The sequence below is a fragment of the Streptantibioticus rubrisoli genome (genome assembly GCF_024436055.1).
In the GTDB taxonomy this organism is placed as follows: Bacteria; Actinomycetota; Actinomycetes; order Streptomycetales; family Streptomycetaceae; genus Streptantibioticus_A; species Streptantibioticus_A rubrisoli.
The window spans coordinates 124,999-138,051 of the sequence record NZ_JANFNH010000013.1; the positions used below are offsets into that span (position 1 = coordinate 124,999).

At 67.0% G+C, this 13,053-nt stretch carries 10 protein-coding genes and 2 pseudogenes; 10 read left to right on the forward strand and 2 right to left on the reverse strand.

The features are described 5' to 3' along the window. Positions 1-158: 158 nt before the first annotated feature. Complete coding sequence (locus tag NON19_RS14760) at positions 159-2,048, reverse strand: DNA/RNA helicase domain-containing protein (protein ID WP_255928188.1); 1,890 nt, start codon at positions 2,046-2,048, stop codon at positions 159-161. Positions 2,049-2,863: 815 nt separating this feature from the next. Here NON19_RS14760 and NON19_RS14765 point away from each other — a divergent pair. From NON19_RS14765 to NON19_RS14810, 10 genes and pseudogenes are all read left to right on the forward strand, one after another. Continuing rightward, positions 2,864-3,619, forward strand: a complete 756-nt coding sequence (locus NON19_RS14765) for a hypothetical protein (protein WP_255928166.1) — start codon at positions 2,864-2,866, stop codon at positions 3,617-3,619. Positions 3,620-4,227: 608 nt separating this feature from the next. Next, positions 4,228-4,953 carry a SpdA protein gene (locus tag NON19_RS14770; RefSeq protein ID WP_255928168.1) on the forward strand — a complete coding sequence of 242 codons (726 nt, stop codon included), beginning with the start codon at positions 4,228-4,230 and terminating at the stop codon, positions 4,951-4,953. Between the two features lie 132 nt (positions 4,954-5,085). Further along, positions 5,086-6,714, forward strand: coding sequence for a DUF8426 domain-containing protein (locus NON19_RS14775; RefSeq protein WP_255928170.1), 1,629 nt, complete (start codon positions 5,086-5,088; stop codon positions 6,712-6,714). 89 nt (positions 6,715-6,803) lie between these two features. Beyond that, entirely contained in the window at positions 6,804-7,256 is a 453-nt protein-coding gene (locus tag NON19_RS14780; protein ID WP_255928172.1) for a hypothetical protein, read from the forward strand. Between the two features lie 4 nt (positions 7,257-7,260). Then, positions 7,261-8,526: a 5-methylcytosine restriction system specificity protein McrC gene (locus NON19_RS14785; RefSeq protein WP_255928174.1), complete on the forward strand. Its 1,266-nt coding sequence runs from the start codon at positions 7,261-7,263 to the stop codon at positions 8,524-8,526. Positions 8,527-8,655: 129 nt separating this feature from the next. Further along, positions 8,656-8,799: pseudogene (locus tag NON19_RS33920) on the forward strand (transcriptional regulator); the annotation flags it as partial. Between the two features lie 97 nt (positions 8,800-8,896). Then, positions 8,897-9,370, forward strand: a complete 474-nt coding sequence (locus NON19_RS14795) for a transposase (RefSeq protein WP_255928176.1) — start codon at positions 8,897-8,899, stop codon at positions 9,368-9,370. 15 nt (positions 9,371-9,385) lie between these two features. Further along, positions 9,386-10,087, forward strand: coding sequence for a transposase (locus tag NON19_RS14800; protein WP_255928178.1), 702 nt, complete (start codon positions 9,386-9,388; stop codon positions 10,085-10,087). A gap of 112 nt (positions 10,088-10,199) precedes the next feature. Beyond that, on the forward strand, positions 10,200-10,499 hold the full coding sequence (locus tag NON19_RS14805) for a hypothetical protein (RefSeq protein WP_255928180.1): 300 nt from the start codon (positions 10,200-10,202) through the stop codon (positions 10,497-10,499). A 396-nt stretch (positions 10,500-10,895) separates the two neighbouring features. Then, positions 10,896-11,651, forward strand: a complete 756-nt coding sequence (locus NON19_RS14810) for a SpdA protein (RefSeq protein WP_255928182.1) — start codon at positions 10,896-10,898, stop codon at positions 11,649-11,651. Between the two features lie 254 nt (positions 11,652-11,905). On the opposite strand, the pseudogene NON19_RS14815 reads toward NON19_RS14810, so the two are convergent. Beyond that, positions 11,906-13,037 (reverse strand): annotated as a pseudogene (locus NON19_RS14815) (IS701 family transposase). Positions 13,038-13,053 lie beyond the last annotated feature (16 nt).

Here is a 13,053-nt window from a genome sequence, read left to right on the forward strand (position 1 = left end):
CTCAAACCCCCGGGTCAGATCGTAACGGCTCGTTGAGCTGTGCGGGGCTTGGTTCTGGACCTGAGCACGCGGCGCGGCCTGCGTCGGCGGTCGGACGGCTCGTAGCGCGTTTGCCCGGGGCCAACGGACGCAGGCCCCGGGCAGCGCAGCGCGTACGGTCAGCGAACCGACACTGGGACGCCTGCTTCGCTGGGGATCAGCTCGCGCAGCTTCTCACGGGTCTCAGCGTCCGTTGAGTAGATGATCGTTCCGACCATGCCGCGGGTCAGCAGCACCTTGTACGTGTTGCGGATCAGCCGATCGACAGTGTCGTTCGGCGTGGACCTCTTGAATGCCGGGTCCTTCGAAGCCGTACGGTCGGGCACCCACTGGTCGCCGCGCCACACCAGGTCCGGCCCCATGATCACGCCGCTCCAGTCGTACTCGAAGCCCTGCGCGGTATAAACACAGCCGACCTGACCGAAACCGGCGGGATCCGTCGCCCACAGGGCGGCCGGTGGTGCTCCCGCGACCCCCCGGTCGCCGTAGACGTTCCACGGCCGGGCCCAGTCACCGATCACCACATCAGCCGGGAGAGGCTCCCCGGGGACTGTCTTGGTGGTCCACTTCCAGCAATAGCCGGCCGCCATACGGGCGTTGTAGCCTTCGGCCCGCCGTTCCTCGAGGAACGCCTCCATCTCCTGAGGGCTCTCCGCGACCATGAGCCGCATTTTTGAATCCGGTTCCCAGAGGATGGGACCTCCCCCCTCCAGGCCCAACAACCGCAGAACCCAGTCCAGATACGCTTCACTGCCGCCACAACGGAACTGACCGTCAAGGGCTACTACGCTGCAACGCAGGCCCTTGGCCGCGGCCGCTGCCTTGATCGTGTCAACGTCGCCCATTTCTCCCGGGCGTACGACCTGGTGCTGGTCCAAGAGGAAGACCGGTACGCGAGCGGCGTCGATCAGCTCTTCCACCTGTGGTTTGCCGGTGCGCTGCGCAGCGGGCGTGTAACGGTTGGCTGAAGTCTCACGCATGCGATGTGCCTCATCGCAGATCAGCACATCGAGCCCGTTGCGCTCGGCTGTCATGAAGCTGTTGAAGTACTTGAACAGGTCCTGTACTTCCCGCTTGCGGGCGCCCGCGACCTTCCGCAGGGTCCGGGTGAACGACGCTGAACCCGTGGCGTGCAGTGCCGACCGTCCTTGGCGATACATCTCCCCTAGCAGGGACAGCGCGATAACGCTCTTCCCGCTGCCCGGCCCGCCGGTGACGACGATGACCTCCTTGTTGTCCGCCCAGCGTGCGTCGCGTACCGACTTGAGTACCAGTTCGTACGCCAACTGCTGCTCGCCGAGCAGTCGGAACTGCTCGCGCTGCCGGATCTCCTCTGCGGCAACGGCGATGAGTTGTGTGGACGGCTTGATGTGCCCCGCCTGGAACTCGTCGGCCGCCGAAGCGCCGGACTCCGGCGCAAGGTGGTCCTGCAGGTACGTGATCAACTTGCCGCGCTTGTCCCCGGTGAAGAGGCGGCCACGGGCGCTCTGCCCGGCGATGTCCAGCGCGCCGACTCCGAACTCTGTCGCGTTGTGCAGATACGCGATTCCAGTGATCCGATGCTCGTTTCCATCCAACGCCCCGTTGAACTGGGCGAGGTAGTCGCAGTAACCGCGGACCTGCTCGATGGGATTGAGCCTGGGGCTGCTGTGCATGCCGGGGATCTGGCAGAGGTTGGGGGCGTCCTCGTCAGGCACGGCCTCCGTCCACTGCTTGAGTTCGACCACGACATATGACGGTTCACGCGTCTTCGGGTGGACCCCGGCGAGTACCGCGTCGGCACGCTTGCTGGTGAGCGGCAGCGCGTACTCGAGCATCACCTCTACTTCGCCAAGTCCCGCTTCCAGCAGGACGTTCACCAGGGCGGGGAGGGACTCCCTCCAGGAGCGGATCTCGCTGCCTGATGGCTTGTGACCGTGGAGGTGTACGAACCGGTCCAACAAGTGCAAGTACAGTGCCCCGGAGTGCATCTCGCCGGCGACTGAGGCAGCGGATTCACGGATCAGCAAGGAAGGCCCCCGGGCAGCGTGGAGTGGCTGGGGCGGGTGGGGGCATGCCCTTCGTATCCCGTACGGCGTGTGTCCGTGGGGAGCAGGAGCCCGGCGGGCCGCGTGAACGTCGGTGTCAACTCTAGCTCTCTCGTTTGGCTCATCCGGTGGTATCCGCTGTCGCCCGGCCACGAGGAGCGGTGCCCCGGCAGGCACCGCTCCTCGCGCCGACGAGACGCATCTACCGGCGGTGCCACCACGGCCGGAGGATGTGGGGGAACGCATGGGTCAATGCCCGGATGATCTTGGGGCGGTCGACTGAGCGGCTGCCCTGGAGGGCGGAGCCGACAAACCGGCTGAGAGTGAAACAGATGATGGCGCAACAAACCACAGCCGCGATCGCGGCCACGCACGCGGTGAGGAGCGCCAGGACGACGGGATGGGTCAGCACGGCAGTCCTTTCAGACGCCTGCGTCACTGCGAGAAGGGAAACGATTCCTCACGGTTCGAGCGCAAGCGTCAGAGGTAGGAAGGGTTGAATTCAGCGAAGGGGCGATGGCGGCGCGGAGGGAGGCTGCTACACCGCTGCGTGGCACCTGCTGACGGAATGCTGCCCGGCTGCCGACGGCCGAAGAGGGCGATCGGTGTTCGCGACGGAACTGGCGCGAGGAAGAGAAGGCACGTGTGCGCTCCTGAATAGGCGAGGACATGTCCAGGCTGACGCTGGAAGTCCGGAGTTGCCGAAGGTCGCCCAAGATCGTACGCACGCTGTCATGGATCTGGCAAGAATGAATCAAGGTCTATCAATTCCCGTCGGGGCGGGGCTACTTGCACACATGACTGCTGCCCTCGCGGGGCGGGCCACGTCCGCCGAGGACCTGTCCGCGGGAGCCTGGGCAGAACGCGACTGCCTGGCTCTGTTGGCCCGGCGGCTGGAACCGGTGCCGCCACCGGAAGTACCCGAGGGACGAATTTTCCTGCAGCATGCGCGGATCACCTCCAGCGTGCTGCTCAACATGAGCCCCGCACTGGAGACCACCATCGTGATCGCCCGGTCGGAGCAGGCTTCCGACTCCCTGGTCGTCTGGCCCGTGGTGTACGGGCTGGTGTCCCTGGGCACGGTGCCACTGTCCGACCTCGACTCGGTCGGCTCCGCGTTCCTGAAACGGTCGGGCGCGCCGGCCGTGCTCATGCGGTTCACTGTCCTGCTCGCCAGCGTGCTACTCGCGGTGTCCCTGCTGGTCGTGCTGACGCCGCTGGCGCACCTGTACATCGCCGGGTTCAGCAACGTCCCGTCCGGCCCTGCGGATCTCGGAGTGCGCTGGATGGCTGTACTAGTGGCCGCCCCGCAGCTGTGGGCCGTCCGCGGCCGGCTGCGCACCGTTACGATCAACGGGGGAACCACTCGGGTGCTGCCCCGGGCGGCGGCCGTACATCTCGCGGCCTTCCTGGCGTTTGGCCTGCTGCTGCCGTTGACTTCCCTGCCTGGGGCGGCCGGCGCGGAACTGGCGCTGGTCGGCGCCTTGGCCGCCGAGACCCTGAGCCTGCGTGCGATGAGCGGCAGGATGGCGCGTGCACAGCTGGCAGCCTGACACGGACGCGAGGCCCGCCCATTCAACGGCATGCGAACGCAGGTACTGCTCGACCACGGGGCTGCCCCGGGCGCGGATGCCGCATGTCATCTGCGACTAGCACTGGCCAGAGCGGCGCTGCTACCAGGCCATGCCGATGCAAACAGATCGGGGAACGCCAGCCGCTCCAGTACCCACATGGCTCCGCCAGTGACCGAGTGATGACCAGCGAAGGCCTCTGGAACTCGACTCAGAGCTGACCCCGCAAGGCAAGAACAGTGCGGGCGCTGGTCAGTGGCCGTGCTACGGCAGCGGCGGGACGCCTATGGCGAAGGTGAAAAAGCGGCTTGAGACTGGCCCTGCCGCACGGGTGCTGAGCACGGCGCCGCACCCCCGAACGACATCACATAACCGCCGGTCAGGGCTTCATGAACTGACCAATAGGGAGTCCTGCGAGTGCCCCCGGCGGGACTACACGCAGAAGGATGCAGGGCTGACCAGCAGTTTCCTCATGGACAACTCATCGTGGAGGGACAGTTCCGCCCCACGACGAAGGACGGGGCCCTGTGATGGCGGGTGTGAGGAGGTCGCCGACTACTGCTTGTGACGTTGGCGCTGACGTCGAGCAGGTGACCACTCTCCGCGTGGTCACGGCGATCATGGGTGCGGTTGTCGGGCTCACGTTCTTGTTCGGGTTCGGGAACGTGTGGCTGTTGGCGCAGCGGTTGGGGGTGCCCACTGTGGTCGCTCCGTTGGTGGCCCCAGCCGTGGACCTGTCGGTTCTGGGACTGTTGCTGGGAACGCGATACTTGGCGCTGCACGGAGCGAGTCGCGAGCAACTGCGCCCTGCGCGGCGACTCCTGGTCTTCTCCAGCGTGATGACGCTGGCGCTGAACGTGGCGGATCCGGTGATCACCGACCAGGTGGGTAAGGCCGCGTTCGATGCGGTTGGGCCGCTGCTGCTGATCGGATGGGCTGAGGTAGGCCCCGGCTTGCTGCAAGCCATCAATGGAGTCCACGCAGCGGCGCCGATTCCGCTCACTTCTCCAGCCGTTGAGCAAGACCGGGCCAACAAGGCGCCGAGCCCGGCCGAAGCGATCGACCCGAACGCCGAGGACTCCAACTCGCCTCCTCAACAAGCCTGTGAGCCGCTCGACGGGGAACGTTCCCTGGAAGATGATCTCCTTGACTCGGCCCGTCGAGAAGACGCATGGCACTGGGAGACGTACAAGCGCCCCATCTCGGCCGAGACGCTGCGCAAGCGACTCCACATCGGGGCTGCCAGATCCCGGATGTTGGTGGCCATGATGCGCGCGGACAGCAGTTCTCGCCGATCGAACTCAGGGGGAGCGTGAGCTTCCCAAGCTCAGAGCGCGGGTTCGATTCCCGCCACCCGCTCCACGCGAAAGCCCCAGGTCAACGGTCTGGGGCTTTGTTGTTATCTGATGTTGTTGTCCGGGCCGGACCGGATGCCAAAGAATGCGCGCATGACTGAGGGGCAGAAGTTCCGGGACGGGCTCGCGTCGCGCATCGCGCGTTTTGATCGGGAGGCAGCCGGGTGGGCCGCTGGGCGGGCTGAGGAAGAGCGGCAGCGGGTGCTGGCGGAGTTTCCGCTGGAGAGCTGGGACAAGCTGTCGTTGGACCGGTATGCACTGGGGCCCGCGGGCCGTCAGGGCGGGTACTCCTTCTGTCGGCTGATGGAGTACGGCACCGACGATTTCGGCAGCATCCGCGGCGGCAGCGCGGCGAAGCACATCGTGTACCAGCACAGGACAGGCGAGTGGCGGATCGTGCCCAGCGCGCTGCGCGGACTTGGGGAGCGCGAGGCATGGGCGCAGGTGCGCGCCGAGTTCGTGACCGCCTTCGCCGCGGCGGCGGAGGGGGCGTACGAGCGCCTGGACGAGTTGGAGTCGCTGTCGTACGGCCAGGCACTGACCACCAAGGCCCTGGCGGTCTACTTCCCCGGCGAGTTCCTGCCGATCTTCTCCGCCGCGCACATCCGCCACTTCACCACACTGCTGGGCGGTCGTCCGCACACGCACTCCTCAGGCGTGCGCACCTGGCAGGCCAACCGTGAGCTGCTCGAACTCGTGAGGAACCAGCCGGAGTTCGAGGGCTGGCGTGCACATGAGGTGATGGGCTTCCTGTATGCCTTCCACGATCCGCGTCCCCAGGACCGCGTGGTCTGGAAGATCGCGCCAGGAGAGCGAGCGAGTCTCTGGGACGACTGTCTCGCGAACCGTCACATCCGGATCGCCTGGGACGAGGTCGGCAGTCTCGGTCAGTATGAGAGCGACCAGGAGCTCAAGGCTACGCTGGACCAGCACTGGCCGTACAGCACCGGCGGGAATCTGCGGCTCGCGCGGCAGATGCTGGCCTTCCGCGACCTGGACCGCGGCGATCTGGTCGTCGCCAACCGCGGGAAGTCGGAAGTGCTGGCGGTGGGCACCGTCACTGAGGGCTACTCCTACGACCCGGGCGCGGAGACGCACCGGCATACCGTGGGGGTGGACTGGGACACCTCGTACGCCCAACACTTCGACTCGCCGCGGCACGCCTGGCAGCAAGCTCTCGCCAAGGTTCCCGCCACCCTGATGCGGGAGATCCGGCGCGGGCGCGAAGCGGCCCTCACCGAGGCCGCCAGCCCCGCCGCGGAGGTTGAGGAGGTCGAACTCCCCGATGCCGTACGGAAGGTGAAGGATCTGCTCGGCCACAAGGGGCAGGTCGTGCTCCAGGGACCGCCCGGCACCGGTAAGACGCGACTGGCACTTAGCGTCGCGCTCGCCCTGGCGGGACGGGCGGACCGTATCGAAGCCGCACCGGAGGAACGGGCCGCGGCTCTCGCCGAGTTGTCCCACGTGCCCGAAGGCGCCAAGGCAGCCCGGCTCACCATGGTGACCTTCCACCCGTCCTACGGGTACGAGGACTTCGTCGAGGGCTTCAAGCCGGACACGGCGGAGGGCAGGGCCGGGCTCCACCTGAAGATGAAGGACGGCCTGTTCCGCCGGGTCTGCGCGGCAGCCGAGAAGGCGCCCGACGACACCTTCTTGATCGTCGTGGACGAGATCAACCGCGGTGACCTGCCGCGCATCCTGGGCGAATTGATCACCTGCTAGAGCTCGACAAGCGGGGCTCCGTCTCCATCACCCTGCCCACCAGCGGCCGACCGCAGACCGTGCCACCGAACGTCCGCATCATCGGCACCATGAACTCCGCCGACCGTAGCGTGGGGCACATCGACTCCGCGATCCGGCGCAGATTCGCGTTCGTCGACGTACCACCAGATGTGGACGTCCTGGACGGCGAAGTCGAAGGCCTCGGGCTGGCTTCCTTCCTGGAGGGCCTGAACGAACGACTCGACGAGCACTTCGGCCCCGACCAACTGCTCGGCCAGGCGTATCTCCTCGCCGACGACCGGCCGCTCGTCACCGCCGAACAGCTCTCCCACGCCTTCCACCACGAGATCGTGCCGCTCGTGGCGGACTACTGCCTGGGCCGGCCCGGGCTGCTCGGAAGCGTGCTGGGCAAGCTGGTGGACGGCAAGACCGGTCGGGTCGTACAGACGAATCCACAGGACCTTCCCGGCATGCTGGCGGACACGTTCGTGACCGTCGGAACCGCGGGCGAGGACGGCACGGCTGGCTGGGACGGGGAGTAGCCGGGTGCCACAGGAAGCCGTCGGGCGCGACAAGACACTCAAGGAGTACGAGTCCGTCACCGTCCCGTTTTCCCGGCTGAGTCGTGACGACCTCGACAGGCTCCGCAAGCTCAGCGTCGTCAACATCACTAAGGGCCGAAGCGGCTATGTCCTCAAGGCGCGGACGACCACCGGGGTGCTCCAGCTCAGCCAGATCCGGCTGATACTGCAACCCAAGTTTCCGATCGCGGGGACGCGACTGATCGACTGGCTCTGTTACGCCAACGAGCAGGGCAAACCTGATGAGGCGCTGCGCAACTGGCCGCTCGGCAAAGACGGTTACGCGGGACTGGTGCCCGCCGCCCTGCTGCACGAGTGCCGCCTGCTGCTGCGCCGCGGGCTGCGCAGGGACTACGTACGCCGACAGCGCGTGGGCACCTCGCTGCGGGGACGGCTGGATGTGGAGGCACAGGCGACCCGGTGCTACGGGGCGGTCGACCGGCTGCACGTGCAGACCTTCGAGTACGAGGACGGAGGCTGGGAGAACCTGGTGTGCGGGGCAGCCCTGACCACAGCGGCCGAGCGGTCACTCGACCCGCACCTCAGTAGACAGCTGGCCGCCGCCGCAAGGGACTTCCCGTCCCCGGTCCGACCACTGGACGCACTAGCTCTGCTCTCCCGGGGGCGGTACACCAGGCTCAACAGCCACTACCGGGGCGCGCACGCGTGGGCGCGCATGATGCTCGGCGGTGGCGGGGTGGCCGATCTGCTGGACCCGTACGGCTTCGGGGCGAAGAGCCTCCTGCTCAAGCTGGACGATCTGTGGGAGAGCGTGGTCCGGCGGATGGCGGTCGAGGCGGCGGTCGGTGCGGGCGGCAGGAGGGCACAGGCAAAGGGCGACTACATCCGCACGAGCGGAAGACTCGGGGACAGGACCCCGACCTTCCTCCCCGATGTACTGCTGGCCTTCGACCCACCGGCCGAGGAAGCCGGTGCGACGCGCTTCCTCGCTGTGGACGCGAAATACAAGGACTATGCGAAGAAGAACGTCTCCCGCGAGGACCGCCACCAGCTCCTCACCTACATCGCCGGTTACACCGGCCCGGAGCAGCCCCTCGCGCTGGTGGTCCACCCCGCTCCGGATGGCCCCACCGAGCACATCCTGGAGTTCAAGGGCCCCCGCGGCCTTCTGGGCCGCATCCAGGTATTGGGCCTGGACACCCGCACCGACCCTCAGAGCGCGGCAGAACCGCTGCGGGAGGCGATCGCCGGATTCGCTGCTCAGCCGTAGCCGCTTCCGGCGCCCCGACCGAGGCGGCCATCGGACTTGGCGTCAAACCGCAGCGGCGACTCCGTTTCGAGGAGTTGGGTGGCAACGCGTGGGTCCATCAGGTTGGACCAGGCTTGTTCGGCGGGGAACACGGGACTGACGCAGTTCGATCTCGATCAGCCCACGCTGCGGATGAGCTATTACCGGATCGTCCTGGCCGGGGGCCTGCACGACGACATGGTCCGGTACCTCAATCGCGGCCTTCTCATCGATCTGCGGCCCACAGTGCGCACGGGCGGTTCCAGCCCACGGCGCGGGGCGGGGCCCGGTGATGGCGGCTTCCGGGAGGGACGCGACCACTGTCCGTGACGCCGGTGCGGCGTTTGAGCAGGTGATCACTCTCCGTGTGGTTACGGCGATCATGGATTCGGTGGTCGGGCTCACGTTCTTGTTCGGCTTCGGGAACGTCACCTCCCGGCCGGTGTGCCTTCCGGTACTCGCCCGGCTGTGGCGCCCCCGCCACACCGGCAAGCTCGCCCAGGCACGGCAGATGTCCGAGCTGGTCGCTGCCCGCCACCTCGATCGGATCGTGCACGTGGTCGGCGATGCCGCGTACGTCGGCGAGCATCTACGTGGGCTGGCCGGCCAGTTGACCTGGACGTCCCGGTTGAAGGTCACCTCGGTGCTGCACGCGCTGGCCCCGCCCCGCACGGGGAAGTCCGGTCGGCCACGGACCAAGGGCGAGCGGTTGGGCACCCCGGCCGACCTCGCCCGGACCACCACGTGGCGCACGGCCCAGGTCAGGCGCTACGGACGCACCGACACCGTCGAGATCGCCGAGACCATCTGCCTGTGGTACGGCTGATTTCACACCCGAACGGTGCGGGTGGTCCTGGTCCGCGACAACACACCCCGCACCCGCGACCGCGACGACCGCGGCTACGGACTGCCGCTGGTCACCACCGATCTGACCTCGACCCCGGAAGAACTCGTAGCCCGCTACGCGGCCCGCTGGTGCATCGAACTCGCCTTCTTCGACGCCCGCCAGACCCTCGGCGTCGGCCAAGCCCGCAACCGCACCCGACGCGCCGTCGAACGGACCGTGCAGTTCGGCCTGCTCTGCCTGAGCCTGGTCATCATCTGGTACACCACCGCAGGCTACTCACCCGCCGATGCCGCCGAACACGGGTCGCGCTCCCGCTGGTACACCACCAAGGCCGAGCCGTCCTTCGGAGACATGGCAATCAAACTGCGGCGCGTCCTGATCGCCGACAGATTTCGGCCTTCACACCCCGACCAGGCCACACCCGAAGAAACCCGAACCGTCCTCGCAGCCTGGGTCGCCGCCGAACATGATCAACCAGAACCGCGAAACACGAGGGGTGCCGCTGGGCGAGCCCCGCAGCACCCGCCCGAAGCCGCAGATCGGTCAGACGGGCTGAGAATGCTTCAGGAATCCCGAAGTTACGTCACGAGCCAGCAAATCACTCGATCCAGGAAGAACCCCCTGGCCGCGAGCTCGGGAGCTCGGCGGGACTCAGGAGAACTCGCGGGATGTCGCACAACTGACCCACGCTCCTAGCCCGTCGGATTGCGTCAACAACGTTCCTGCCCGCAACATCTTGGTCCTCCGTATGTGTCGTCTATACCCTGATTTCAGGTAGGGGAGGAGCCCTTGCGAGAGCCTGTGGTACGTGGGTGCTGAACACGTCGCCAGCGAATCCAAGGACGTCGCGGCTGATGCTGCCGGAAAACAGCCGCTGGCCTTCAGATTCGAGATCTGCGTGATCGAGGCTCAGGAAGACAGGGCAGAAGCGGAGGCATTGGCCCAGCAGCAGGCCGCTGCGATGCGTGACGTACTGGCCTGGATCGCCGAGCATTCAGGGCGGGCGGCTGTGCCAGAGCCGAGTGACGGGGAAGAGGCCAGTCTGGCATCCCGAGACGCTGACTCACATGGGCCGGACTCCCACCCGGGGGACGATGAACCCGTGTGAGCAGGGTGGACCGCAGAGCGTGACGAGATGCTAGCTCCAGTTACCCCCTATGACTCGAACCTGCGGCGGCTGTAGGAGGGCGGATCTACCGCTGCTCCGTGCACTCACCTGCGGTAATGCACTCCAAGGCGGATTGATCTTCAAATCGCACCATGCGGTTCATCGTGCCCATCGGTAGGTGCATCGGTAGCACGAATGGCCGCCCTGACCTGCGGAAACGCGGTCAGTAACGGGAGTGCCCCCGGCGGGACTACATGCAGAAGGATGCGGGACTGGCCTGCGGTTTCCCCCTGGACGGCTCGTTGTCGAGGGGAGTTTCCGGCCCACAACGGGGGGCGGGGTCCTGTGATGGCCGCATCCAGGAGGGAACCGACCACTGTCCGTGAAGCCGGTGCGGTGTTCGAACAGGTGATCACTCTTCGTGTGGTTACGGCGATCATGGGTGGGGTGGTCGGGCTTACGTTCTTGTTCGGGTTCGGGAACGTGTGGCTGCTGGCGCTGCGGTTGGGGGTGCCTACGTTGGTTGCTCCGTTGGTGGCCCCGGCTGTGGACTTGTCGGTTCTGGGGCTGCTGCTGGGCACGCGGTACCTGGCGCTTCACGGAGCGAGTCGTGAGCAACTTCGCCCGGCACGGCGGCTCCTGGCCTTCTCCAGCGTGATGACGCTGGCGCTGAACGTGGCGGATCCACTGATCATCGATCAGCTGGGCAAGGCCGCCGTCGACGCGGTCGGGCCACTGTTGCTCATCGGCTGGGCTGAAGTCGGCCCCGGCTTGCTCCAAGCCATCAGCGGAGTCCATGCAGGGGAGCCGACTGTGCTGGAAACGCTCGTTGACGAGCAACACCCGGCCGAGACTGCACCGCGCCCAGCCGGAGGAAGCGAACCGGAGCCCAACGATTCAGGCTCGGCTGCTCAGGAATCCTCCGGGCAACTCGATCAGAAACCTTTGTTGGAAGACGATCTCTTCGAACGCGCCCGTCGCGAAGACGCCTGGCACTGGGAGACCTATCAACGGCCCATCTCTGCCGAGACGTTGCGCAAGCGACTCCGCATCGGGGCTGCCCGGTCCCGGATGTTGGTGGCCATGGTACGGGCGGACAGCGGCGAGCGGTTGTCCGGAGGGGGCAGCGGGCAGGCGGGGGCGGCGCGGTGAACCATTTTCCGCCTTTTGCTGATACGGACCTGTGCAGAAGCCGCCTAAGTCGAGCTGGAGACCAGGGCAACTACGCTACGGGATCGCCCTTTTCGCGCCGTCGCGGTCTTAGTACTGCAACCGCATCTGGGGGTTGTGGCCTCGGCGTTTGTAGTGGGAGCAGCGGGCTCGGGCCTGGCTGCGTCTGCGGAAGCGTGACCAGCGCAGATGGTGGTCGTTGGTGTGGTGGCGGGGCGTGGTGACGAGGTGTCCGATCAGTCGGCGGATCTCCCGGACGCTGAGTGGTACGAGGTCCTGCTCGTCGTCGTTGGTGCCCCTTTTGCGGCTTCCGCGGCACGGATGGCGGTCAGGTAGGCGAGGGCGGCCATGGAGAGCGTGATGTGCCGATACCAGGCCCGGTAGAGCCGGACTTGGTAGTGGTCCAGGCCGCACTCGCCCTTTGCCGTCTGGAAGCACTCCTCCACCGCCCACCGGGCGGCGGCGACCTTGACCAGGTCTTTCAGCCGGGAGGCGGCCGGGCCGTAGCAGACGTAGTAGGCGATCTCGGTGGGGTCGGCCACGCTGCGGCGGGCCAGGACCCAGTGTCCGAAGCCGTCCTCCCAGCGGGGCCGGATCGCGATGCGGGCCCAGTCGTAGATCCGCTCCCCGTGCGCGCCCTGCCCGCCCGAGATCCGCTTCCAGCGCTGCCGGGGCAGCGCGGCGATCAGACGGTCCACGCGTTGCTCGCCCCAACCCGTCGTGATCACCGTGTCGTTGACCTTGGTGGCCATCACGTGCGCGATGCCGCGCTGCTCCAGCCAGAACCGGGTGTGCTTGACCTGCCCGTACGCCTCGTCCGCGGTCACCCACGCGAACGGCACCCCGGCATCGACGGCACGCTGCACCATCCGCCGGAAGTGCTCGTTCTTGGTCGCGAAGCCGATGCCGTCGGCGATGCCGACTGCCCGGCACCGCTCCCGGTTATCCGTCCAGGAGGCCGGGAGGTAGAGCTCGCGGTCGATCAGCGCCCGGCCGGACCGAGGCGTAGGCCAGGAAGGTGCCGATCTGGCAGTTCTCGGTCCTCCCAGCCGTACCGGAGTACTGCCGCTGCACCCCGGCCGACTTCGTGCCCTTCTTCAGAAAGCCGGTGTCGTCACAGATCAGGACACCGTCCGGGCTGCCGATGGTCTCCACGACGAAGTCACGGATGTCGTCACGGACCGCGTTCTCGTCCCAGTCCGAGAGGTTGAGCAGGCGCTGGACACCGTCCGGGCGGAGCTGCCCGACCTGCTCCGACAGCGTGTGAGGTCGGACCGGGGCGCCCTGTCGATGTTGCCGTCGGTGGGTTTCCCCGGCCCGCCTCCCGAACCGGACGTGCCCGATCTCCAGGCATCCGGCTCTCCACAAGCCCTCTCAGGTGGCC

Excerpts from the sequence above, each read along its gene's own strand:
- NON19_RS14765 (WP_255928166.1), top strand. The coding sequence starts at position 2,864 with ATGACTGCTGCCCTCGCGGGGCGGGCCACGTCCGCCGAGGACCTGTCC.
- NON19_RS14775 (WP_255928170.1), top strand. The coding sequence starts at position 5,086 with ATGACTGAGGGGCAGAAGTTCCGGGACGGGCTCGCGTCGCGCATCGCG.
- NON19_RS14780 (WP_255928172.1), top strand. The coding sequence starts at position 6,804 with ATGAACTCCGCCGACCGTAGCGTGGGGCACATCGACTCCGCGATCCGG.